At 57.5% G+C, this 21,349-nt stretch carries 20 protein-coding genes and 1 pseudogene; 13 read left to right on the top strand and 8 right to left on the bottom strand.

Features of this window, described 5'->3' with window-relative positions:
* Nucleotides 1-31: 31 nt before the first annotated feature.
* Nucleotides 32-2,317, bottom strand: a complete 2,286-nt coding sequence (locus tag ACZ89R_RS04930) for a GGDEF/EAL domain-containing response regulator (RefSeq protein ID WP_476241464.1) — start codon at nt 2,315-2,317, stop codon at nt 32-34.
* 548 nt (nt 2,318-2,865) lie between these two features.
* Between ACZ89R_RS04930 and ACZ89R_RS04925 the strand changes: the two genes are divergently transcribed.
* The 10 genes from ACZ89R_RS04925 to ACZ89R_RS04880 all read left to right on the top strand — a co-directional run bounded on the left by ACZ89R_RS04925 (nt 2,866) and on the right by ACZ89R_RS04880 (nt 11,255).
* Nucleotides 2,866-3,366 carry a Csu type fimbrial protein gene (locus ACZ89R_RS04925; RefSeq protein ID WP_429547897.1) on the top strand — a complete coding sequence of 167 codons (501 nt, stop codon included), beginning with the start codon at nt 2,866-2,868 and terminating at the stop codon, nt 3,364-3,366.
* A 111-nt stretch (nt 3,367-3,477) separates the two neighbouring features.
* Complete coding sequence (locus ACZ89R_RS04920; protein ID WP_429546498.1) at nt 3,478-4,008, top strand: Csu type fimbrial protein; 531 nt, start codon at nt 3,478-3,480, stop codon at nt 4,006-4,008.
* A gap of 19 nt (nt 4,009-4,027) precedes the next feature.
* A complete protein-coding gene (locus tag ACZ89R_RS04915) occupies nt 4,028-4,561 on the top strand; it encodes a Csu type fimbrial protein (protein ID WP_429546499.1) in 534 nt (177 codons plus the stop codon).
* 4 nt (nt 4,562-4,565) lie between these two features.
* Nucleotides 4,566-5,066: a Csu type fimbrial protein gene (locus ACZ89R_RS04910; RefSeq protein WP_429545168.1), complete on the top strand. Its 501-nt coding sequence runs from the start codon at nt 4,566-4,568 to the stop codon at nt 5,064-5,066.
* 44 nt (nt 5,067-5,110) lie between these two features.
* Nucleotides 5,111-5,902, top strand: coding sequence for a fimbrial biogenesis chaperone (locus ACZ89R_RS04905; protein ID WP_429545169.1), 792 nt, complete (start codon nt 5,111-5,113; stop codon nt 5,900-5,902).
* Nucleotides 5,903-6,059: 157 nt separating this feature from the next.
* A complete protein-coding gene (locus tag ACZ89R_RS04900) occupies nt 6,060-8,417 on the top strand; it encodes a fimbria/pilus outer membrane usher protein (RefSeq protein ID WP_429547898.1) in 2,358 nt (785 codons plus the stop codon).
* A 72-nt stretch (nt 8,418-8,489) separates the two neighbouring features.
* Nucleotides 8,490-9,437 (top strand): Csu type fimbrial protein, encoded by a 948-nt coding sequence (locus ACZ89R_RS04895; protein ID WP_429546500.1) that lies wholly within the window; start codon nt 8,490-8,492, stop codon nt 9,435-9,437.
* A gap of 712 nt (nt 9,438-10,149) precedes the next feature.
* On the top strand, nt 10,150-10,404 hold the full coding sequence (locus ACZ89R_RS04890) for an AbrB/MazE/SpoVT family DNA-binding domain-containing protein (protein ID WP_429546501.1): 255 nt from the start codon (nt 10,150-10,152) through the stop codon (nt 10,402-10,404).
* Entirely contained in the window at nt 10,401-10,748 is a 348-nt protein-coding gene (locus ACZ89R_RS04885; protein ID WP_429546502.1) for a type II toxin-antitoxin system ChpB family toxin, read from the top strand. Before ACZ89R_RS04890 ends, ACZ89R_RS04885 begins: the two co-directional genes overlap by 4 nt.
* A 240-nt stretch (nt 10,749-10,988) precedes the next feature.
* Nucleotides 10,989-11,255 (top strand): Arc family DNA-binding protein, encoded by a 267-nt coding sequence (locus ACZ89R_RS04880; protein WP_429546503.1) that lies wholly within the window; start codon nt 10,989-10,991, stop codon nt 11,253-11,255.
* On the opposite strand, the gene ACZ89R_RS04875 is transcribed toward ACZ89R_RS04880, so the two are convergent.
* The 3 genes from ACZ89R_RS04875 to ACZ89R_RS04865 all read right to left on the bottom strand — a co-directional run bounded on the left by ACZ89R_RS04875 (nt 11,238) and on the right by ACZ89R_RS04865 (nt 12,964).
* Nucleotides 11,238-11,615, bottom strand: coding sequence for a LysR substrate-binding domain-containing protein (locus ACZ89R_RS04875; RefSeq protein WP_429547899.1), 378 nt, complete (start codon nt 11,613-11,615; stop codon nt 11,238-11,240). The genes ACZ89R_RS04880 and ACZ89R_RS04875 overlap by 18 nt on opposite strands.
* A 190-nt stretch (nt 11,616-11,805) precedes the next feature.
* Complete coding sequence (locus ACZ89R_RS04870; RefSeq protein WP_476241492.1) at nt 11,806-11,892, bottom strand: hypothetical protein; 87 nt, start codon at nt 11,890-11,892, stop codon at nt 11,806-11,808.
* Between the two features lie 169 nt (nt 11,893-12,061).
* The gene (locus tag ACZ89R_RS04865) at nt 12,062-12,964 is read right to left on the bottom strand and encodes a LysR family transcriptional regulator (RefSeq protein ID WP_429546505.1); all 903 of its coding nucleotides are present in this window, start codon (nt 12,962-12,964) and stop codon (nt 12,062-12,064) included.
* 130 nt (nt 12,965-13,094) lie between these two features.
* Here ACZ89R_RS04865 and ACZ89R_RS04860 point away from each other — a divergent pair, with 130 nt between their 5' ends.
* The 3 genes and pseudogenes from ACZ89R_RS04860 (at nt 13,095) to rmuC (ending at nt 14,789) form a co-directional block, all read left to right on the top strand.
* Complete coding sequence (locus ACZ89R_RS04860; protein WP_429546506.1) at nt 13,095-13,925, top strand: oxidoreductase; 831 nt, start codon at nt 13,095-13,097, stop codon at nt 13,923-13,925.
* 254 nt (nt 13,926-14,179) lie between these two features.
* Nucleotides 14,180-14,423: pseudogene (locus ACZ89R_RS04855) on the top strand (short-chain dehydrogenase/reductase); the annotation flags it as partial.
* Between the two features lie 114 nt (nt 14,424-14,537).
* Nucleotides 14,538-14,789 (top strand): DNA recombination protein RmuC, encoded by a 252-nt coding sequence (gene rmuC, locus ACZ89R_RS04850; RefSeq protein ID WP_429546507.1) that lies wholly within the window; start codon nt 14,538-14,540, stop codon nt 14,787-14,789.
* 359 nt (nt 14,790-15,148) lie between these two features.
* Here the strand turns inward: rmuC and ACZ89R_RS04845 are convergent, their stop codons facing one another.
* From ACZ89R_RS04845 to ACZ89R_RS04830, 4 genes are read right to left on the bottom strand one after another with little or no spacing between them, the layout of a single operon-like run.
* Nucleotides 15,149-17,323 (bottom strand): site-2 protease family protein, encoded by a 2,175-nt coding sequence (locus ACZ89R_RS04845; RefSeq protein WP_429546508.1) that lies wholly within the window; start codon nt 17,321-17,323, stop codon nt 15,149-15,151.
* A complete protein-coding gene (locus ACZ89R_RS04840; RefSeq protein WP_429546509.1) occupies nt 17,320-18,696 on the bottom strand; it encodes an efflux RND transporter periplasmic adaptor subunit in 1,377 nt (458 codons plus the stop codon). The genes ACZ89R_RS04845 and ACZ89R_RS04840 overlap by 4 nt, the downstream gene beginning before the upstream one ends.
* Nucleotides 18,693-19,454: an efflux RND transporter periplasmic adaptor subunit gene (locus tag ACZ89R_RS04835; protein WP_429546510.1), complete on the bottom strand. Its 762-nt coding sequence runs from the start codon at nt 19,452-19,454 to the stop codon at nt 18,693-18,695. The genes ACZ89R_RS04840 and ACZ89R_RS04835 overlap by 4 nt, the downstream gene beginning before the upstream one ends.
* The gene (locus ACZ89R_RS04830) at nt 19,451-21,343 is read right to left on the bottom strand and encodes a TolC family protein (protein WP_429546511.1); all 1,893 of its coding nucleotides are present in this window, start codon (nt 21,341-21,343) and stop codon (nt 19,451-19,453) included. Before ACZ89R_RS04830 ends, ACZ89R_RS04835 begins: the two co-directional genes overlap by 4 nt.
* Between the last annotated feature and the right edge of the window lie 6 nt (nt 21,344-21,349).

Genomic DNA, 21,349 nt, shown 5'->3' with positions numbered 1-21,349 from the left:
ATTCGCCGGTTAGCGACACGAGTAGACATAGTCATTTTTGTGCCCCGGATGAGGACCTGGTAGTTTGACGGTTTCCATCCGGCTCAATACTGCCGATCTGCAAGAGCTCGCTGGCTTGAAGGAGGCTAACGGCTTTACTGAAATAAAAGCCCTGCGCCGTGATAGGCGAGCCTGTAGAAATCAATGAGTCACGTTGTTCTTGAGTTTCCACGCCTTCGGCGATCACCCCGATTCCCATTTCACGGGCGAAGTTGATGATCGCGCGTAGGGTCGTGGCGCTGGCCGGGTCGCGGATGGCATTGTCAATGAAGTTCTGGGCGATCTTGATGTGGTTGATCTTATAAGTTTTGAGGTAGTCAAATGATGAGTATTCGGTGCCGAAGTCGGCGATGGCGACTTTCACCCCCAGCGCGCACAGACGCGGCAGCACATCGTTGTGGCTCCACTTGGTCTGCGCCAAGGTCGCTTCGGTGACGTCGAACCGCAGATCCCAGGGACAAATGTTCCAGTGTACGGTGGTGCGCAGCACGTCATAAATGAGGTCCGGGCCGCTTTTGAGCTGGGCTAGGGACAGGTTGATCGCGATCACCGGCGGCGCCATGTCCCGATCCCGCCACTGCCGCATCTGCTGGCAGGCCCGGTCCAGCAACCAATGCCCCAGGGCAATGATGGCGCCGGTTTTTTCCGCGGCGGGCAGGAAGGTGTCAGCATTCAGCAGCCCCCGCTGAGGGTGGTTCCAGCGCACTTGGGCCTCCATGCCCAGGATCCTGCCTGAACTCAGGTCCACTTCAGGCAGATAGTGCAGTTCGAGTTCGTTCCGCTCGATGGCCATTTTCAATTCGTTGGCGATAGTGAACCGGTCAAGCACTTCCTGATTGATCTCCTCGGAATGAAAGTTGTATTGGTTACCGCCCTGATCCTTGGAGCGGTACAGCGCCATGTCGGCCTGGTCCAGCAGGCTGTCGGCACTGACGCTGCTGCAGGTATAGTTGCTAATGCCGATGCTGACCGAGTTGTGCAGGTTACTGCCATCGATCGAATAGGGGTGCCCCAACGTATCGCGAACCTTAGCGGCCAAGGTCGCCGACTGGGTCGGGTCGCTGACGTTGAGTTGAAGAATCGTGAATTCGTCACCGCCCAGGCGTGCCACCACGTCGTTTTCTCGCACACAAGCCGTGATGCGTCGGGCAACCTCCTGCAACAGCAAATCCCCCACTGTGTGGCCAAAGCTGTCGTTGATCCGTTTGAAGTGATCCAGGTCCAGATAGAGAACCGCAAACCCCATCGCGCCACGGCGGGCGGCGGCGAAGGCTTGATGCAGACGCTCAGTGAGTGTCGCGCGATTGGCCATTCCGGTCAGCGCGTCGGTGCGTGCCTGCTGGGTGATGTGCTCTTCGGCCTGCTTGCGTTCGTTGATGTCGATAATGATCCCTTCCACCTCGAGCAAACGCCCGTCGTCATCGCGTACCGGCACATAGCGATTTTCCACCCAGCGCCACAGGCCATCACCGGTACGCAGGCGGAACTCGATGGAGGCGCCGACAGCATGCCGGTCCAGGACCTGGGCCATGGCGGCGTCGAGTTTTTCCAGGTCTTCGGGATGAATCAGCTCCCGGGCCCAGTCGGCAGAGGCCACCAGATTGGCCGCGACATGACCGAACTTGGTGATGTTGTGAGAGATATACGTCAAGGGGAACGACGGCTCCCCAAGCAGCCGATACAGAATGGTCGGGCTGTTCTGCACGATGATGTTAGCGTCGAACAGCTCGCGGGTCCTTTCTTCGACAGCCTGTTCCAGCAGGTTCATTTTAAGGGTGGCGTCTTCGGCCATTTGCCATTTGACCGTCAGCGCACAGGCCAGCTGACGGATCTCGATGGCATCGAAAGGCTTTTTCAGGATTAGCAGGCGATCACCCAGTTCCAGGCGTTCGGCGATGTTTTCCCAGGAGTGATCTGAATACGCGGTGCAGAGAACGACTTGCAATTTGGGGTCGACCTGCCAGAGCCGTTCGATGGTTTCCAGGCCGTCCCAGCCGGGGGGCATGCGCATGTCGATGAAGGCCATGGCATAGGGTAGATCCTTGGCCAAAGCTGCTTCGACCTTGTCCAAGGCTTCGAGGCCCTGAAAGGCGGAGTCGAGTTCAAAGACTTGCACCGCAGCGGCTGGAGTGCTGCCAAACAGGGCTTCTTCAGCAGATGCCCAGCCATTTTCGGGACTCGCTGCCGGGCCGAGAGTCTTGCGGAAATCGTCATGAATTGACGGCATGTCGTCCACGATCAAGATGCGCCGATTGACGCAAGTTACCAAGCTGCTCATTCGGCCACTCCAATTAAGTTCTGGATATAAAAAAATGAATACATACAGGTTCCATCCTTAGTGGCCATTAATGCCAGCGTAAGCATAGCTCAACGAATTCACTTCGATGGCAAAGTAGCGACTATTGAGTAAAGAGCGAAGCAACTGGTAAATTCAATATTGAAGGCTAGATTCCCATTTAAGTCAAAAGTGATGTATTGAATCTTGCACTTAACTAAATTCTAGGGGCGGTAAGACTCACCCTGAACCAAGGTTCAATCAGTTTGGCCGACATCTCAATCACGATTTATGTAGCAGTGATCGAGCGCAATATTGGAATGGTTAGTGGCGAGTCCAATTACCTAGTCAGCTAAAACCGCCTCCTCCCACGAGAAACCGTGCCACAGGTCCACTGATTACACGAAAGGTAGCCCTTCGTCTCAAAGAAGCGGATTTGACATGTTGTTTGTCCCCTTGGCTGGATGTCTTTTCCTTGGGTGCTAACCTCAACCCGAGAATCCCCCCTCAAAAGGATTGAGGTTGTGAATGGACTTAGGTTTTTGGCGGTCATGAGCATGATGCTCAGTGCGACGGCATTGGCTACGGAGTTTCAGGTTGAGGTCCGGGTCAATGTACTGCGCGGATGCCAGTTGGTCGGTCAACAGCGCGAGGCGGGCATTGAGCAATTAGGCGTGCTCGACTTCGGCAGCACCGCCCGCCTGGACGATCCGGCAGGACCATTGAGCGCAGCACTGCTTGACACACGCCTGCCACGCCTGGAATGCAATCCCGATACCCCTTACCAATTACAGGTCGACGGCGGCCTGCATGGCGGCGTCGGCGAGGTCCGCTATCTGGCAGGCAGTGCAGAGCACAGCAAACCCATTCCTTATCGCCTCTATCAAGACGCTGCACGGCAGATTCCGCTGCCGGTGAATGTGCGCTTGAGTGGGCGGGTGCCGGATTCAGGTACGGTGGATTTGCCTCTGTATGCCCGTATCGAACGGCTGGCCGAGATCCCCCGTGTCAGCCGTTATTCCGATCTCTTGAAAGTGACCGTGAGCTGGTAGCAAGGCATTGAGTGACACCTGCCCGATGGATTCGGGCAGTACAAGGAAATGTCGTTCGCAAGCGGACGGCCAATGTTTGAATCCTGATGGAATTAGGATCGGTGCGAGACGATGAAGAGTTGGGTGGTGATAGCCCTTGGCACAGTTCTACTGCTGGCTGAGGAGGCGCAAGCGGCGATGAGCGGGCAGATTGATGCGCGGCTCACCATCATCGCCAGTTGTGAAGTGACCAATGGCGCCGCCAACCCTGGCAGTTCGTTCAGCGATTTCGGCCTGCTGGATTTTGGTGCGCAAGGTCCGACCTGGACCAACCCGATCAATGCCAACCTGAGTGATGCCGGCAACGGCACGCTGGAAGTCTCCTGCAATCCTTCGGTCACCGGTTTCACCGTGACCATCGATGGCGGCGCCCATGGTGACGGCACCACGCGGCGTCTGAGCAACGGTACCCAGACCATTCCTTATCAATTGTTCCTCGATGCGTCCGGTGGCGACAGCTACAGCATCGGTCAACAACGCAATTTCGCTGTTACCAATGGAGCCCAGATACCAATCCCGGTATTCGGCTCGGTGGTCGCGAATACCCGCGCGGTCCCAGCAGGAGTCTATACCGACACCCTGAAGGTCACGCTGGATTGGTAAACCTCAGAGGATGAACATCATGCATATGCTTGTATCAAGGATTGGTTTGTCGGTGCTCGTTCTGGCGCTGGCCAGCAATGCTCAGGCAGATACCACGACCGGTCAGATCACCTCCAGCATGACCCTCAGCAACAGTTGTCAGGTCAACGGTGCTGGGGGGACTAGCGGGGTGGACTTCGGTGCACTGGACTTCGGCACCACCGGCAGTCTATTCACCACGGCGAACGGTGCAGTGCTCGCCGGTGGCGGCGGCGCGCTGTCGATTCTCTGCTCCAGCGGCACCACACCGACCGTCACAGTCAGAGCTGGCACCAATGACGGCGAATCTGTCGGGGGCACCCGAGCATTGGCCGATGGTAGCGGCAACTTCGTGCCTTACGACCTGTATACCGACGCTGGTCGTACACAGGTCCTGGCGATCGACGGGGTGATCGCGCTTGCAGAAAGTACCGGTGCAGCCCAGACCGTGAATATCTACGGCAAGGCCCTGGGCAAGGCCGGCTTGCCCGCCGGTACCTATACAGATTCCGTCGCTGTTGAATTGACTTTCTAGTGCGATGGCCAATTATGGTTGTGCCGCCTTAATCCTGCTCTGCGCGGCCAGCTTGCCATTGCCATTATCGGCGGTGACCAGCGAGAGCTTTCAGGTGAGCGCAACAGTGACGGCGGGGTGCCTGGTGACGGGTGGTGGTTCCAATTATGGCGACCTCAACTTTGGCACCCAATCGGCGCTGGCGACCAACACCGTGCAAGTGCAATTGAGCGGCGGTGTGCAGTTGCAATGCACGCCAGGCGTGACCCTGAACATGAGCGTCGATGGTGGCCAGTACAACAGCAGTGGGCGGCATCTGCAGCTCAATAGTGGCAGTGCTCGGGTGGCTTATCAGTTGTTCAGTGACGCAGCCTTCAGTGAGAGCCTGGGTATCGGTCAGAGCGTTGCAGTAGCCTACAGCGACGCGAATAACATCCGATTGCCTATTTACGGACAAGTACAGTTACCGGGTGATCAGCCTGGGGGGACTTATAGCGACGTGCTGCAGGTGCTGCTGTCTTGGTAGTTCGGCGATTTAGATCAAGCCTGTCAGGCATAAGGAGTAGGCATATGTATTCACCTTTCCGCAGGTTACCGGTCGCGCGTTGCGCTGTGCTGGCGATGGTCTTGCTGGGCGGGGTCAAGGTGCAGGCGGCCAGTTCGGTGCTGATCTGGCCGATTGATCCGGTGCTCGAGGCTGATCAACAAGCGAGTGCGCTGTGGCTGGAAAATCGCGGCAATGAAACGGCCAATCTACAGATCCGCGTGTTTGCCTGGAGCCAGAATGGTTTCAGCGATCAATATCAGAACCAACGCGATGTCATTGGCAGCCCGCCGGTCGCGAAGATCCAACCCGGCCAGAAGCAGCTCGTGCGCCTGACTCGTACCCGCGACATACCGCCGGGGCAGGAGTTGGCCTACCGCATCATTATCGATGAAATCCCGTCGGCCAGACCCGTGACGGCTGAAGATGGCAAAACCGCTGCAGCCATTCGGTTCCAGATGCGTTATTCGGTGCCGCTGTTTGCCTACGGCGTCGGTTTGTGGAGCAAAGAAGACATGACCCGAAAACGCGACCCCAAAGGTGCCGGCGTGCCTGATCTGAGCTGGCGAAAAGTGGTGGTCGATGGCCGTTCCTACATGGAGGTGCGCAATCAGGGCGCGGTGCATGCACGATTGACCGATGCTGCGTTCAAACAGGGTGGACAGACACGGCCAGTGGTTGAAGGGCTGCTCGGCTATGTATTGCCGGGAGCGATCATGCGTTGGCCAGTATCAGAACCGGTAAGTGGGGATCAGGCATTGCAAGCGCGGGTGAATGGCGCGCCGCAGGTTCAGAGTATTGCGCCAAGGCAGTGGTAGCAGTGTGGACCGTACCCCCTAAATTATCAGTTTACGCAAAATCCGGAGCTGCCGCAGGCTGCGATCTTTTTGGGGCTGTCAGGACTTGACTGACAGTCACCAAACCAAGGCCGTGTGCCACAGGAAGGAAGTGTCCATTGACGGACCTAAAGCAGTGGTGAGCCAGGATCGGGCTCGTGATGTCAGGCCTCCGCTGTGGGTCGCGACCGGGTTGTGCTGTCTGATATTCGTCCACCATGGTCTGGCGGGTGACCTGCCGCCACCGCCCAGCGGCACGGAGTCGATTGCCGACGCACAGTTGTTTCTGGAACTGGTGATCAACCAAATGAACACCGGGCGTGTGGTGGCAGTGCAGCAGCGTGGCGGGCGCTTCTTTGTACCGGTCGCGGCGTTACGCGAAATCGGTATGAAATTGCCGCAAGCACTCAACGCTGAGGTCGCCCTCGACAGTCTGCAAGGTTTGACAAGCGACTATGACAGACAGGGGCAGCGGCTTTTGTTGACCGTCCCGCCGGACTGGTTGCCGGAACAATTTGTCGGCAGCCAAGAGGCGTATCCGCGCACCGCGGCGTTGAGCAGTTTTGGTGCCTTGCTCAACTACGACTTGTACCTCAATGACACCGACGACAGCGGCACCTACCTTGCGGCCTGGAACGAAGTGCGACTATTTGACAGTTGGGGCACGCTGTCCAACACCGGGCAATACCGGCGCACGATTTCCGGAATCAGTAACGACACCCTGAACAATGGTTATCGGCGTTACGACACCACCTGGCGTTATTCCGATGATGAACGCCTGCTGACTTACGAGGCGGGCGACCTGATCAGTGGTGCCTTGCCCTGGAGCAGTTCGGTGCGCCTGGGCGGTGTGCAAGTGTCACGCGATTTCGGCGTGCGTCCGGACCTTGTGACCTACCCGTTGCCGCAGTTCGCCGGGGAAGCGGCGGTACCTTCATCGGTTGACCTGTTCATCAACGGCTACAAGTCCAGCAGCGCCGAGTTGCAGCCCGGTCCCTACACGCTGACCAACGTTCCGTTCATCAACGGTGCGGGCGAAGCAGTGGTGGTCACGACCGATGCCCTCGGTCGACAGGTCTCGACCACCGTGCCGTTTTATGTCACCAGCAACCTGCTGCAAAAAGGCCTGATGGATTTCTCGGTGGCCGCCGGTACCCTGCGTCGTGACTTCGGGATCCGCGATTTCGGTTACGGTCCGGGTGTGACCTCCGGCAGCCTGCGTTACGGTCTGAACGACAGTCTGACCCTCGAAACCCATGCCGAAGCCTCGGACGCGCTGGCCCTTGGTGGCGTTGGCGGCAACCTGCGCGTGGGCAATTTCGGCGTGCTCAACACGGCGATCAGTCAAAGCCGGTTCGACGGCAATAGCGGTCAGCAAGTCAGCCTCGGTTATCAATACAGCAGTCAGCACTACAGCGTTGCCTATCAGCGTATGCAGCGCCGCGACCAGTACGCCGACCTGACCGTGGTCGACAGCCCCTATGTCAGCCTCAGCCAGCGCAGCGAGCAGTTGACCCTGAGCGTCAGTCTCAACGGCTGGGGCAGCCTTGGCGCAGGCTACTTCGATGTGCGAGCGGCGGATGATTCGCGCACCCGGTTACTCAATCTGACCTGGAGCAAGCCACTGTGGCGCAATACCAGTTTTTACGTGTCGGCCAATCGTGAGATCGGCGACAGCGACTGGGCGATGCAGGCGCAACTGGTTATCCCGTTCGACCTGCGTGGCACTCTGAGCATGAGTGGCGAGCGCAGCAAGACCGGCATAAACCGCCAGCGCGTCAATTACAGTCGCGCGGTGCCTAGTGCAGGCGGCGTGGGCTTCAACCTCGGTTATGCCCACGACGAAGGCCCGGATTATCGCCAGGCCGACCTGACCTGGCGCCTGCAGTCGGTGCAATTGCAGGCAGGGATTTACGGCAGCAGTGACGCCGAGACTCGCTGGGCCGATGCCAGCGGCTCGCTGGTGTGGATGGACCATCAAGTGTTCGTTGCCAATCGTATCGATGATGCTTTCGTCGTGGTCAGCACGGGTGGCTTTGCCGATATCCCGGTGCGTTACGAAAATCAACGGGTGGGCCAGACGGATAAGAACGGTCATCTGCTGGTGCCATGGAGCAGCGCCTATTACCGCGGCAAATATGAAATCGACCCACTGAATTTGCCGACCAATGTGCAGAGTTCGAATGTTGAACAACGAGTCGCGGTGCGCCGTGGCAGTGGTTACCTGCTGGAGTTTCCACTGAGTCGGATCATTGCCGCGAGTGTTGTGTTGGTGGACGCGCAGCAGCACCCATTGCCCTTGGGCAGCGGCGTGCGGCACGAGCAGAGCGGGACGCACGCCGTGGTCGGTTGGGACGGGCTGGTTTATCTGGAAAACCTGGAAGAGCACAACAGTTTGCAGGTGACCTTGGACGATGGCCGGACTTGCCAGGCGCAGTTCACGCTGGACATGCAACAGGACCAGGTGCCGTTGATCGGGCCGCTGCTATGCCAATGAAACCGCATTGATTAGAACAGGGAGGTGGGTGTGCAATTTTCTGATGGATGGCCGGGTAGAGTGATCAGGCTGATGGCGATTTTTCTGCCGTGTCAGGCCGATGCCTTGTGCGAGGTGGCCAGTACTTCACCGGCGGGTTTTGGCTCGCTCAGTTCGATCGCGGTGCGTACCACTTTGCAAACCAGTTCCACCACCCATGCCGGTTTGAGTTGCACCGGTTCGTTGGTATCGCCGTTGGCCAGCGATGATCATTTTTACGTCACCATTACATCGGCAACCGCAGGGGTGGTCGGGCCAACCAGTGATGTGATTGGTTACACACTGTTTGCCAACAACAGCAGCAGCTATCCGATCACTCGCGGCGTAGCGTTCGATTTCGCCCGACACTCGATCATCGATGACCTCGGCCTGCTTTCCAATCCAACGGTTGCCAAGGCTGTACCGATCTATCTGAATACGATCATCGGCAGCAACGTGGCGGCCGGGATTTACTCTGAAACCCTCAACATTTTCTGGAGTTGGGATTATTGCCATGACTATGGTGGCGGTGGCAGCTGTCAGGGGCGAGACATCAACAGCGGTTCCACGAGTCTGACTGTCAATATGACCGTGGACAACGATTGCACGATCACTGCGCCGAACATCAGCTTTGGCAGTGCCTCGGCAATCAGCTCCTTCTCCACCGTCACTGGCCAGACGATCAACCTGGTCTGCACCAAGGGCAGTGCCTACACGGTGGGGCTGGACGACGGACAGCATGCTGTCGGCGTGGGCGGGCGCAGGCGAATGATCTCAGGCGGCAATTATTTGGATTACGACATTTTCAAGAGTGCCGGAAGCACTCGTTGGGGCAGTGTCAGCACGGCGCGTCGCACAAGTTCCGATGCCGAGGTCAACCCCGGCAACGGCTTGGGCACTGGCAGTCAGATCTTCAACTACAACGCCAAAATCTACCTCGACCAGAACACGCCGCCACCGGGAACCTATCTGGACAGTGTGGTGCTGGATGTGGGGTTTTAGGAAGAACTTGGATACAGGATTGCGACCGTTGTAGCAGGTGGCGCGAGCCTGAGTTCGACCAGACTCGCGTTCAAGAGCGGGATTCTCGATTTAATACATAGAGATCAAGAGTCCAAAAAGGAGCAATCCCCCCATACTTAAAAAAATGATAGAAGTAACGATTTGTGAGTCCATTCTAATAGTTCTCCAAGAGCGCAGGCAAAAATGAGTGATGCAGTTCGTCTAGCCTAGACCATAAAAAATTAATAATGATGCTTCTGGAGTGGATTACGTGGCCTGAGAGTGTGTTCGCTCTTGGCCGAGGCTGTGTAAAAACGTTTTAGCGCAGGATGAATCCATAACGGATACCTGCCTATGAGGTGACCGGACTGGTTCCCCGAATCACCTCGACATGACTGTTGACGGGCCTTTTGTGTGCAAATGGTTAACCGATGTCCAATTTCTTCAATCGAGCCTGGCCGTCGTTTTCACCGATGGTCCACAGTGCTCCACGGACATTTCCGCCCACTTCCTGCGACCCTTACCGTATGTTGGACAGCGGGCAAGTCATTCTCGGCCACGCTCGACTTGACTACAGCAAGCCTTATCCACCAGTTGATCAGAGCACTATACGACGGGTTTATGAACTGGCATTGTAGATACTTTGTTTAAACAATGTAGTTGCGTTTCGCGCAGCAGGTATCTACTGTGTATCTACTTTTCAAGGTGTTTTATGGAAGTAAAAATTCAGCAGTGGGGCAATAGCGCGGCGATTCGCCTGCCAGCAACCGTGCTCAAGAAAATGAGCTTGTCCAGCGGTGATGTGCTAATTCTCGATGCGTCCGCGGACGTGATGACGCTCAAACCGGCTAAAGCCAAGCTGCATTATCGATTGGCTGATCTGATGGCCAAGTGTGATTTGAATGCGCCTGAGCCTGCGGAGCTGGCCGGGTGGAACGGCATGCAGCCAATAGGACGTGAAGTTTGAAGCGGGCCAAATTCAACCGGGCGGACATTGTGCGCCTAAATCTGAATCCAACCGCTGGCCGCGAGCAGCAGGGTGATTTTCGTCCGGCGCTAATCCTTACACTTGCGGCTTTTAACGCATCTGGCCTCGCAGTCATTGCGCCGATCATGCAGGGCGGTGACTTTGCTCGGTACGCCGGTTTTGCGGTGCCGTTGAGCGGTTCAGGCACCGAGACACAGGGGGTTGTTCTGTGTAACCAGATTCGCACCATTGACCTTGAGGCCCGTGGCGTCAAGCGCGTTGAATCGGCACCCGAGGTGGTGATTGACGATGTACTGGCCCGCGTCCAAGCACTCTTTGAGTAACAGGGAATGTCGCAATGAGTGCCTGCCGCAAACCTACCGGCTGTCGGCACACCAGAACGCGGTTCTGGCGAAGTTTGAAAACTTGACCGGCCAGCCGCCTTTCGCGCTTAAGGACTTGAACTGAGCGCCCGTGACTTGTGGCAACAACAGGTCGCTTGGGTGGAAGGCGTCTATTCCGATGTTATCAATATGACGTTCCTGTCCGATTACGACTGACCATAGGAAAAATGGAGAGACTACATGCCCACCAAAACTGCAACGGCTCAGATGCCGTACAACTCCAGGACGGCTGATAAGTTCGTATTGCGCCTGCCGGAAGGGCTACGTGACCGGATCAACTTGGCGGCGGAGAACAATCACCGAAGCATGAACGGTGAAATTATCGCTCGAATTGATAGCTCGCTTGATCTAGAGGATAAATACGAAGAGATGCGGCGATTCAACAGTTACCTGCTGAAGCGGGTTGAAATGCTTGAGACAGCAGCACACTCACAAGCCGCAAGTTGAAGGAAAAGCCCAGATAATGTCCAAGCCTGTTGACGCCGACGCCGAATTTACCCACGTGCCGATGTAAGACTGACCCTCCTCAAATAGGACCAATCTAGAACAGGTAATGGTTTGCGAGGAATCAGACTGGCTCAGTGACATCTCGGCAACTATGTCAATTCGGCGTCGGCGCCAACAGACCTGAGCCTTTAGGGGAGGGCCGATCGGTATGGCAACCATGTCTTTCTCAACCGAACTGCCGAAGCGGATACCCGCGTCGAATCCTTGGCTGACAATATCAACCAACAAATTCTCAACGCGGGTTTCCAGGTTAATTTCGGGATAATCGGCCATGAAGCGTCGCAAAATCGGTTGCAGCACAATCAAGTAGGCAGCTCGCGGAACATTGATTCACAGCAGACCAGCAGACTGGCTGGTCTCTCGGCCGAGCTCTTGGAGCGTTATTTAACTGTTCCAGTGCCGGTTGTATGCGTTCTAGGTAGCGTTCGCCAATTTCGGTCAGACAGACACTGCGCGTATCCGATTGAGCAGCACCAGTCCCAAACGGTGCTCAAGTCCCCCGGATACTTTCACTAATTGCTGAAGGGGAAACTCCGAGCTTCACGGCGGCGTTGGAGAATCCCTTTTCCTCGGCCACCGTGATGAACGTTACCAATCCATCAAGGTGATTCTGACGTCTGGTTGTACTCCGGACACTGAAGCGATCAATTATCTGTAGCACCGTCTCAATAAGTCTGCACAGGTGACCACCTAACACTTTCTCAGCGAATGTTGCCGATAATATTCTTGGCAGCTTTTCCGCGCAGCTACGTCTTCAATTGTCGCGCCGAGCGGGCAAAGTCGATGAACGCCTTGAGTGGTGCGGGTACATGGCGGCGACTGGGGTAGTACAGGTGCAAGCCCGGGTAGAAGGGGCACCAATCTGCGAGTACCTGGATTAACCGGCCATCGGCCAGATGCTCGGTGACCATGTCTTCAAACACATAAGCCAGGCCCACGCCTTGCAGTGCCGGGCCGACCATCAGGCTGACGTCCCCAAGAGTCAGTGGGCCGCTGACTTCGATTTCCTGAGCGATCCCACCACGTTCGAATTCCCATCGATACACCGATCCGCTGGGGAACCGATGGCGGACACACGGCACGCCATGTAGATCCTCAGGTTTGTGCGGAACAGCATGCTGTTCAAACAGCACAGGTGATCCAACGACCACCGAACGCATGGTCGGCCCGATGGGCAGTGAGACCATATCGGCTTCCAGACGGTTACCGAAGCGGACCCCTGCATCAAAGCCGCCTGCTACCACGTCCACCAACGCGTCACTCTCGACGATCTCAAGTCGGATATCCGGATACTCCTTCAGGAATTGGCTGATGATCGGCAAGAGCACCAACTCACATGCCTGTCGGCCTGCTGTTATGCGCAGGTTCCCTGAGGGCTTGTCGCGAAAGCTATTAAGGTCTTCCAAGGCATCATCGATGTCCCGGAAGGCGGGCTTCAGCCGTGTGAAAAGTCGTTCCCCGGCGTCAGTCAACGCCACGCTGCGCGTTGTGCGGTTGAATAGGCGTATGCCTAAGCGATTCTCCAGAGCTCGCAATGAGTGACTTAGTGCCGAGGGCGTCAGACCGAGTTCGACCGCTGCCCGGCTGAAGTTAAGGTGCTGGGCGATGCACAGAAAGATAGTCAGGTCGGCTGTGGTGGGAGATTTCATTTGTGAGTACCTTTCACAAAGTCATGCAATATCAGTGGGATTATCACATCAGTAACACGGCTTTAAAGTGGCATCAACTCATCGAGAAGGCCCGGCAATAACGCTCGGGTCGCTGCCAGGAGGAGTTGAAATGCGTACTTGGTTCATTACTGGAGCTTCCCGTGGTTTTGGCACCCTCATCGCAGAACACGCTCTGCGTGCGGGCGACGCTGTGATTGCCACTGCTCGTAAACCACAAGACATCACCGATCATCTGGGCGATCACCCAAATCTGCTGGCGGTACGTCTGGACGTGACCAGCGAGGCAGAAGCCCATCAGGCTGTTGCAGAAGGTATTAAGCGTTTTGGTCGCATCGACGTCGTGATCAACAATGCCGGTTTCGGTGTGTTGGGTGCGGTGGAAGAAACCAGTGCCAGCGAAACAGAGCGTCTGTTCGCGACCAACGTGTTCGGTGTGCTCAACGTTACTCGCGCCGTACTGCCGCACATGCGTCGTCAGCGAAGCGGTCACGTTATCAATATCTCTTCCATCGGCGGTTATCAGGCCTACATGGGCTGGGGCGTCTACGGTTCCACCAAGTTCGCGGTGGAAGGCATCACCGAAGCGCTGTATCAGGAATTGGCGCCTCTGGGCATCCACGCCACGGTGGTCGAACCAGGTTTCTTTCGCACCGACTTCCTGGATGAGCAATCGCTGATCAAGACCGCCCTGGAACTGTCGGACTACGACGTAACCGTCGGCAAGATGCGTCAATTTTCCGAAGCCGCCAACCACGCACAACCGGGCGATCCGGTGAAGTTTGCCGAGGCAATGCTCGCCCTGGTCAACGCGCCGCAACCGCCACAGCGTTTGGCGCTGGGCAGCGATACCGTGGCGCGTATCGGTGAGAAGAACCGCTTTGTCGAAGCGGAACTGGCTGAGTGGAAAGAGCTGGCTCTCTCCACCGACTTCAAAGTCTAAGCGACTGCCGTTATCGTGGAGGAGTATCAATGAACAATGTGCTGATTTCCCTGCTGGGTATCTTGATGGTTGCCCAAGCAACTGCCGTTTGAGTCTAGAAGTTCAGTGGGGGCCTTCGATCAACGAGTACCACTGGGGGCCAATTGGATATAGCTTGTGTCGTGTCACACAGTGAAATTCCCCCCGTGTATTATGTCGTTCCAGCGGAAATGAATTACGAAGATTCCAAGGGAAATCAACACACCATCCGCTACAAGACTGCCCTCGAACTGTCGGACTACGACGAAACCGTTGGCAAGATGCGCGAATTTGCCTAAGCATGCCGACCATGCACAACCGGGCGATCCAATGAAGTTTGCCAAGGCCATGGTGGCCTTGGTTAACGCCCCAAGACTTCCACAGCGCCTGGCGCTTGGTAGTGACACGCTGGCGCGCATCGTGCGTAAGAATCACGTAGTGGAAGTGGAACTGTCGAGTGGAAAAAGCTCACTCCACTAGACTTCAAGGTCTAGTCGATACGTTTGCAGAAACCGGGCTTGCCCGGTTTTTGTGTGTGCGTTCAGCATGGGAGCAATCTTGTGGGTGAAAATCCCGCCGTAATTGGGTGAGCTGATGCTGGAGAACGTACTGGACAATTCAGGCCTTCGACTCGGCATCGACTACAAACGGGAAGTCAACTTCACCACTGAAGAGGGCCGGCAACGTTCCCATGCAATCATCTATCTACCACATAAACAACACCTGATCATCGATACCAAGACATCGTTAATGTCCTACACCCAGTGTGTAAATGCCGATAACGACTTGGAACGCGGTCAAGCGTTGGCGGCCTATACCAAGGCGGTGAGCGATCAGGAACGATGATTGGTCTGGATTTCATTCCGTCAGCTATTGAAGTCGAGTGTCACGTTGGTAATGCTGCTGCGCGTTTTAACCCTTGGCTTGCGGGCGGTGTAAATGCCGGCTCGCGTCGGTGGCAAGTCAGATCGAGTCGATGCGGGTCGTGGTGGGAGAGCTTAATGCGTCGCTATTGGCGCGCAGCGTTGACTGGAATGAAGCAGTTTGCAGTGTCAGGTTTTTATGCGCATGCACCCGAATCCATTTATGGACGAGGTTGGCATTGAGGTGTGGGTCAAAGTGACACTAGCCATTGGAGGTGCTCTTCAATGCCTCAAGGGGGTATATCGGTCCTGTTCGTCCGATTTGTCCTGGGCACGTTGATTTCAAAAGCCGCTTTCTCTAACCAAGATCGACAACGTGTCGGTGAATAACTCGGCAACCGGGCTGATGCGGGTACCCTCTATCGAAACGTTGCCTAACCGCATCATCATTTGAGCGGGCGGGGCGCCCAGATTGATTCTGACCCGGTAAAGCGCGTCACGAACCTGCAGGCTGCTGTCCGACTTACCAGAAACGGCGATCGGTCCACCATAGGCCGTGCTCAGCATGAGGTGAGGAACGTTTTGGGTACGTGAATCATCAATGCTGACAATTTTTCCTTCAAGCGCGCTGCCACTGTCGCCGTGAATATAAAAGCGCGCGCGGGCGCCAATGGTCAGTCGTGAAAGGTCCTGTTGACGGACGAAGGCTTCTACCGTCCAGCTATCGGGATTGACCAGTACCCCCAACGGCTGATTGGGTTTGACCCAGACGCCAGGCTGCACGGAGGGGTCGACATCCGTGAGCATGCCCGCCATTGGAGCGCGTAGCGTCAGGCGTTGCAGTTCCGCTAACTGCGCCGCTGATTCGGCTTGCTGACGGCTGAGCTGATTGGCAATCGAAGCATATTTTTCTGCTCCGTTCGCTGTCCCCATAAGCCCATCCAATTGTGCACGCAAGGCGAGGGCCGCCTTGCGCGATCGCTCGGCCTTGTCACGTATTTGCGCAGAGTCGAGAACGGCCAGGACTGCATCGGCTTCGATTCTTTGTCCGGCTGGTGGCATCTCCAGCAGCCTTGCAGGCAAAGGACTGTAGAGCGTGTATTGGACTTCCGCATGCAGCCATGCCGGTGCTTGCACTTGAGTGCTCCAAGGCAGGGCGGCCATCAGCACCAGCGCGCCGAGTCCGAGTAAAAGCATGAGGCCACGGCGCGCGGGGAGTTCCTTGCGACGCCGCCACCAGACCTTGAGTTCACGTTGAATGGGCATAATGACGAACCAGGAAATTTCAACCAGAAACAGGAAAATGCCCAGCGCCTTGAAAAACAGGTAATACACGGCGACGGCGATCCCGAGAAACACCACCAGGCGATAGATTCGCGTGATCACGGCAAAGGTGATGAGAAACCGACACAGGCGCGGTGCCATGACTTCGGGGTCTGGTTCGTCCCAGGAAAACAAGTGACGGCGCATCCAGGCTTGCGCCAATGCCCCTGACCGTTCATGAAGGTTCGGCAGGTCGAGCCGGTCGGACAGCAAGAAGTAACCATCGAAGCGCATGAACGGGCTGGCGTTAAGGGCCAGCGAAATCATCCAGCTGGTGGTGGCGAGAAAGAACAGGGCGCTTTTTAGCATCGGGTTTTCACACAAGCCCCAGCCCAAGGTGGCTATTCCCGCAATGATTATTTCCACGAGAATGCCAGCGCCGGCAATGTGAAAACGCTGACGTCGGTCGGCCAGTTTCCATGACTCGCTGGTATCGGTGTAGAGCACCGGCCACAACACGAGAAACGCCACACCCATGTGCGCGACGCGCACGCCATAACGGGTGGCTGTGTAAGCATGCCCAAGCTCGTGAAGGCATTTGGTCACGGCCAGCGCTATCAGGTAACCGACCAGCCCTTCGGGAGAAAGACTTTGTTGAAAGCTGGCGACGAACATGTCCCATTGCTGCCCGACGAGGAACAGGCCAAGCAAGATGGCGACGGCAACGCAGCCGAGAAACGTGCAACTGAACAAGGGCGCGACCCATGGCAGGGTTTTTTGTAGCAGACGTTGGGGACGCCAGAGCGGCACCCGCATGAACAGGTAGTTATGAAGCAACCATTGCCAGCCCGTGTGCTCGCCTTGCCTGGCCATTTCTTCCAGGCGGCGAGTGCCGGTCACGTCGCTGATATGCAGCAGCTGATGGCGACTCAGAAATGTCAATAAGGCGGCCAGCTCCGCCCGGCTGACGTGCAAGGGCGTTTGCGTCGCCAACGCGTCGAGTAACCGGGTCGGGCTGCCCAACGACCAGCGCGACAGCATCTCGAATTCGAGCCAGCCGATATTAAAGAAGCGGTTACCGACCGGGTCCTGAATCATCCAGGCCGGCGAGCCATTACGTTGCGTGGCCGCCGGAATCAGGCGCAGGTCGTCCCGTATTGCAGGCAGGTGTTCTGGCAGCTCAATGCTCGAATTTTCTGCCGTCGGCCGGGTGGAGGGTGCTGGCGACGGGGCCGTGAAGTCCAGCTCACTCACAGACCGCTCCATTCACGTAATGCGGCCAGGGGACGTCGCAATACGTAATAGATCAACGGCACCGGTTCGCCGTAGAGCTTGGCGGTGCCTTTGAGACCGATTCGCGCCAGCTGGCTGGCATCGCCCTGGAACTGCCCACGAATCCGATAGGAGGGTATGTTGTCCGGCGACAGGGTGGCTTGATAGCTGGTCTGGACCAGGCTCGCGGTCAGCGGTGACAGCGGCGCCACATGCAGGAACAGACGAATCTCGGAGCCGGCATCGAGGTTGATCGCATTGGCCACTGGTAGCCAGACCAGCACTCCGGCATCTTGCGGGTCGGCGAGCTGGATGATGCGTTCCCCCGTGACCACGGGTTTGCCGATCCAGTCATTGCTGTCGCCAAAAATCGCGATGCCGTCGCGTGGCGCACGAACCATGTTGCGCTCGAGCATTTCATCGATCCAGCTGACCTCGGCCTGTTTCTCCTGCACCTGTCCATTCAGGGCGGCCAATTCACCTTTGCTTTGTGCGTTGTCGAAGGCTTTCTGCGCCGCCAGCAGCGCTTCGGAGCGGGCGACTTCCAGCGCTTGCCGGGCCACTGCCCGGCGGTTGCGCAGCGTGGTGTCATCCAGGCTGAACAGCGGTTGGTCCTTTTTTACCATCTGGTTGGGCTGTACCAGAAACTCACGCACTACGCCGTCCTGGGGGGCGGCAATGGCCATGGCATTGTGTGCTTCGATCTCGGCCGGCGCCAGGGCACTCAGGCGGACCGGGAACAGCAGCGCCAGGGCAAGGGCGCAACCCAATCCCAACATATGCAAAGGGCGTCGTCGCCAGACTTGCCAACGGGCACCCAGCGTAGGGCGCCTGTCAGTCAGCGCCGCGAGGCAGTACGCATAGGTTTGCCCCAGTCGGGCGAGCAACGCCTGCGTGTGCTCGTCTGGCTCGGTGTCGCAGGCGAGCAGCAGCATGCCACGGCGCGAATTGTCGCGACCGGGCAGTTGCATGCACAGCAGATGCATCGGCATCCACTCCGCCCAGCCCTCAGCGAAACCCTCGGCAAGCTGCGGTGCTTGCCATAAGCGCACAGTGGGTAAACGAGCCGAGTCGGCCGCTACCGCAGGCGGCCGCCAAAGATGATGGGCCAGGCGCTTGAGCCAAACGGTGAACGGTGATTCCTCCGGCAGCACGGCCAGGCTCGAGACATTGCTCAGGGCCGGCTTGCCCAGCACATCGCTGACGAAGAGATACGCCTGGCGATACCGCAAAAGCTGCCAGGTTTCGTTGACCATCACGAAACCCAGCTCTGTGGTGTTGCGAGCTTCTTGCGCACGCTGCTCCAGATGCAGCAACACCGCGACGGGGTTCACAGGATTGGTGGGTGCATTCATTGCGGTGCTTCAAATAACGCGGTGCCGCTCATCCCAGCCAGCAAATCGGCGGGTTGGCCTTCTATCACCCCTTCAAGCTCGATGGTCTGGCTCACGGCATCGACCTGGGCGTTGATGGCATTGATCCTGGCCGGATAGCGTTTGCCGGTCTCACCCAGATCGACCTGAAAGGTCTGCTTGGGTTTGAGCCAGGTCAGCCATCGGGAGGGCACGTTCACGCGCATTTTCAGTGGCCCGTTGCTGATCACGTCGAGCAAGGGTTGGCCCAGGTTAACGCCTTGGAAAGCCTTGACCTGGACCTTGACGACACGTCCATCGAACGGCGCGAGGACCGTGCATTGTTGTTGCTGGGCACGGTACTGGGCGACCTGGGCCGCAGCTTTTTCCGCCGCGCTGGCCGCCAGTGAAACCTCCACCTCGCCGGCAGACTGCAACCCCTGCAGGCGCAGCTTGGCATCATGGGATTCTTTCGCGGCACTCAGGTCGGCCTGGGCCATTTTCAGGCGGGCGGCCTGCTCGTCACAGTCGAAACTGACGAGCACATCGCCCTTGCGGAACGCCGAGCCCAGCGACGCGTTGACCGCGCGTACCCGGCCCACCAATTGACTGGCCAGGGTGGTTTCCTGATCGGCCACCAGCAGCACGCGCACGCCGGCGTCGGCTTCGTTTTGTGCCCAAGCCGATGAACCGGCCAGCGCCAAGACGAGCAACGAGCCGGTCAGCATGAAAAAAGAATGACAACGGCATCGGATGCTCATTTCGAAGCGACCTGCATGGAGGCTGTTTTCAGCCACTCTCTCAGGTTCGGCATTTGCGCCACCGTGGCGGCTTCGCAGAACGCATTCAATGAGTTTTTATCTGGCTGGGCCCGCAACGTGCTTTGGTAGTCGCTGGTGCCGGCCACGCTGCCGTCGGCACGGAGCAGGCTGACGCTCCAGCGGCCGCGACGGATGCCGTCCTGAACGTTGGAGATATGCAATTGCATGACCAGTGTAGGCGTCTGCGGGGCCTTCTCGGTGAGCACGAACAGGTTACGTTCGAGCGCGTGGCGCGCGATGTCGAGCATGCCGTTGGCCGTTTGCGCATCGCCTGGGTATTCCAGTCGGATGGCCATCGGTTGCCGGGATGGCAACTCACCTACCGCTGTGGTGAACGCCTGCCGTTCCGAACTGCTCAGGCTTTTTTGCAGTTGTTTCGAAAGTTGCTGCAGGTTGCTGGAGTCGTCGAAGTTTTCAGGCAGCACGTCCAGACCCAAGGAGTTATAGATACGCCCGAACGCGGTTTGCGCGGTGGCATAGGCCGAGTAGCGCTGGAACTGTGCGAGCAGGGCGCGGGTTTCGGTGCGGATCACTTCCAGCTCGGAGTCGGTGCGCGAGGTCAGCGAAGCGCGGGCGAACTTGGCCATGCGCTGGTCGACCTGGCTCGATTGATCGGCCAGATCGTAATCGACCAAGGCCAGCTTGTAGCGTTCGACCGAAATGCGCACTTGCGTCAGTATCGCCATCGACAGCGCCAGGCGGCGAGCATTGTCGGTCTTTTCCTGGGATTCACTGGCGTCTTGCGTAGCCGGAATGGCAGCCAGCTTGAACAGGTTGGCGCTCAACTGCACGCCACTGTCGACCCAACTATTGTTGTAGAGGTATTTGTTGGAGTCGTAATGGCTGTTGATGTTGATGCCAAGACTTGGCAGCAAGGCCAACAGTTGACGACGGGCTTCGTCGGCTGAAATGCGTTTGCGGTAATCCTCTTCGCGCAATTCAGGGCGCGCCTGCAAGGCAATTTCCTCAAGCTTGGCGATGTCGGCTGGAACGGCGGGCAGCGACGGTTCGCTTTCCTCGGCCAACGTGAACTGGCTACCGGGCGGGATACTCATCAGCGCCGCCAGCTCGCGTTTGGCGAATTCCAGGTCCTGGCGTCGGGCGTTGAGCAAGGTGGTCGCATCCAACAAGGCACTCTGGTACGCCAGGGCCTGGGCTGGAGGCAGCAAACCCTGCACCTCGGCCTCGCGGGATTTACCCAAGGCGACGCGCACACGCTTAAGTAAATCGTCGGCCTGGCTTTCCAGGCGCTGGGCGCCCAGGGCGCGCCAGTAGGACGTGCGCAGGTCTTGCAGGACGGTTTGCATCACGCGCCGACGGCGCTCTTCTGCAATCAGATACTGATCGGCACTTTGCTTGGCTCGGTAGTAACTGACGCCAAAGTCCAGCAGGTTCCAGGAGAACTCGGCACTGGCCAGCGTGCGGTCGCGTTCGACCGAGGAGGAGGGGATCAACGAAACGGTGTGGGTCTCGATCCCGACGCTTGTACCGCCGGACTCGTTGTTGCGCGAGGCGTAACCGGCCGACACCAGCATTTTGGGCAGCATGTCGTAGCGGGAAACATCATGCAGGCCGGCAGCGAGGGCCGACTCCATCAGCTTGAGGCGGTAGTCCAGGTTGTACTTGAGCGAGCGCGCCAACGCATCGGCGAAGGTCAACGGTCCCTTGATCGGCTCCTGGTCAGCGTAAAGCTGGAGTTGGTCTCCGGCCACACGCTGATGAACCTCATCATCTTTTAACGGCTGCGGGGCGACAGAGCAGCCCGCCAAACCAACAAGCACGGCGGCAGCGACGAAACCGGGGACCAGCACAGAACGACTTTTATTCATCAGACG

The organism is Pseudomonas sp. TE3728 (genome assembly GCF_056279145.1).
This window is presented reverse-complemented; position numbering and strand designations above follow the sequence as displayed.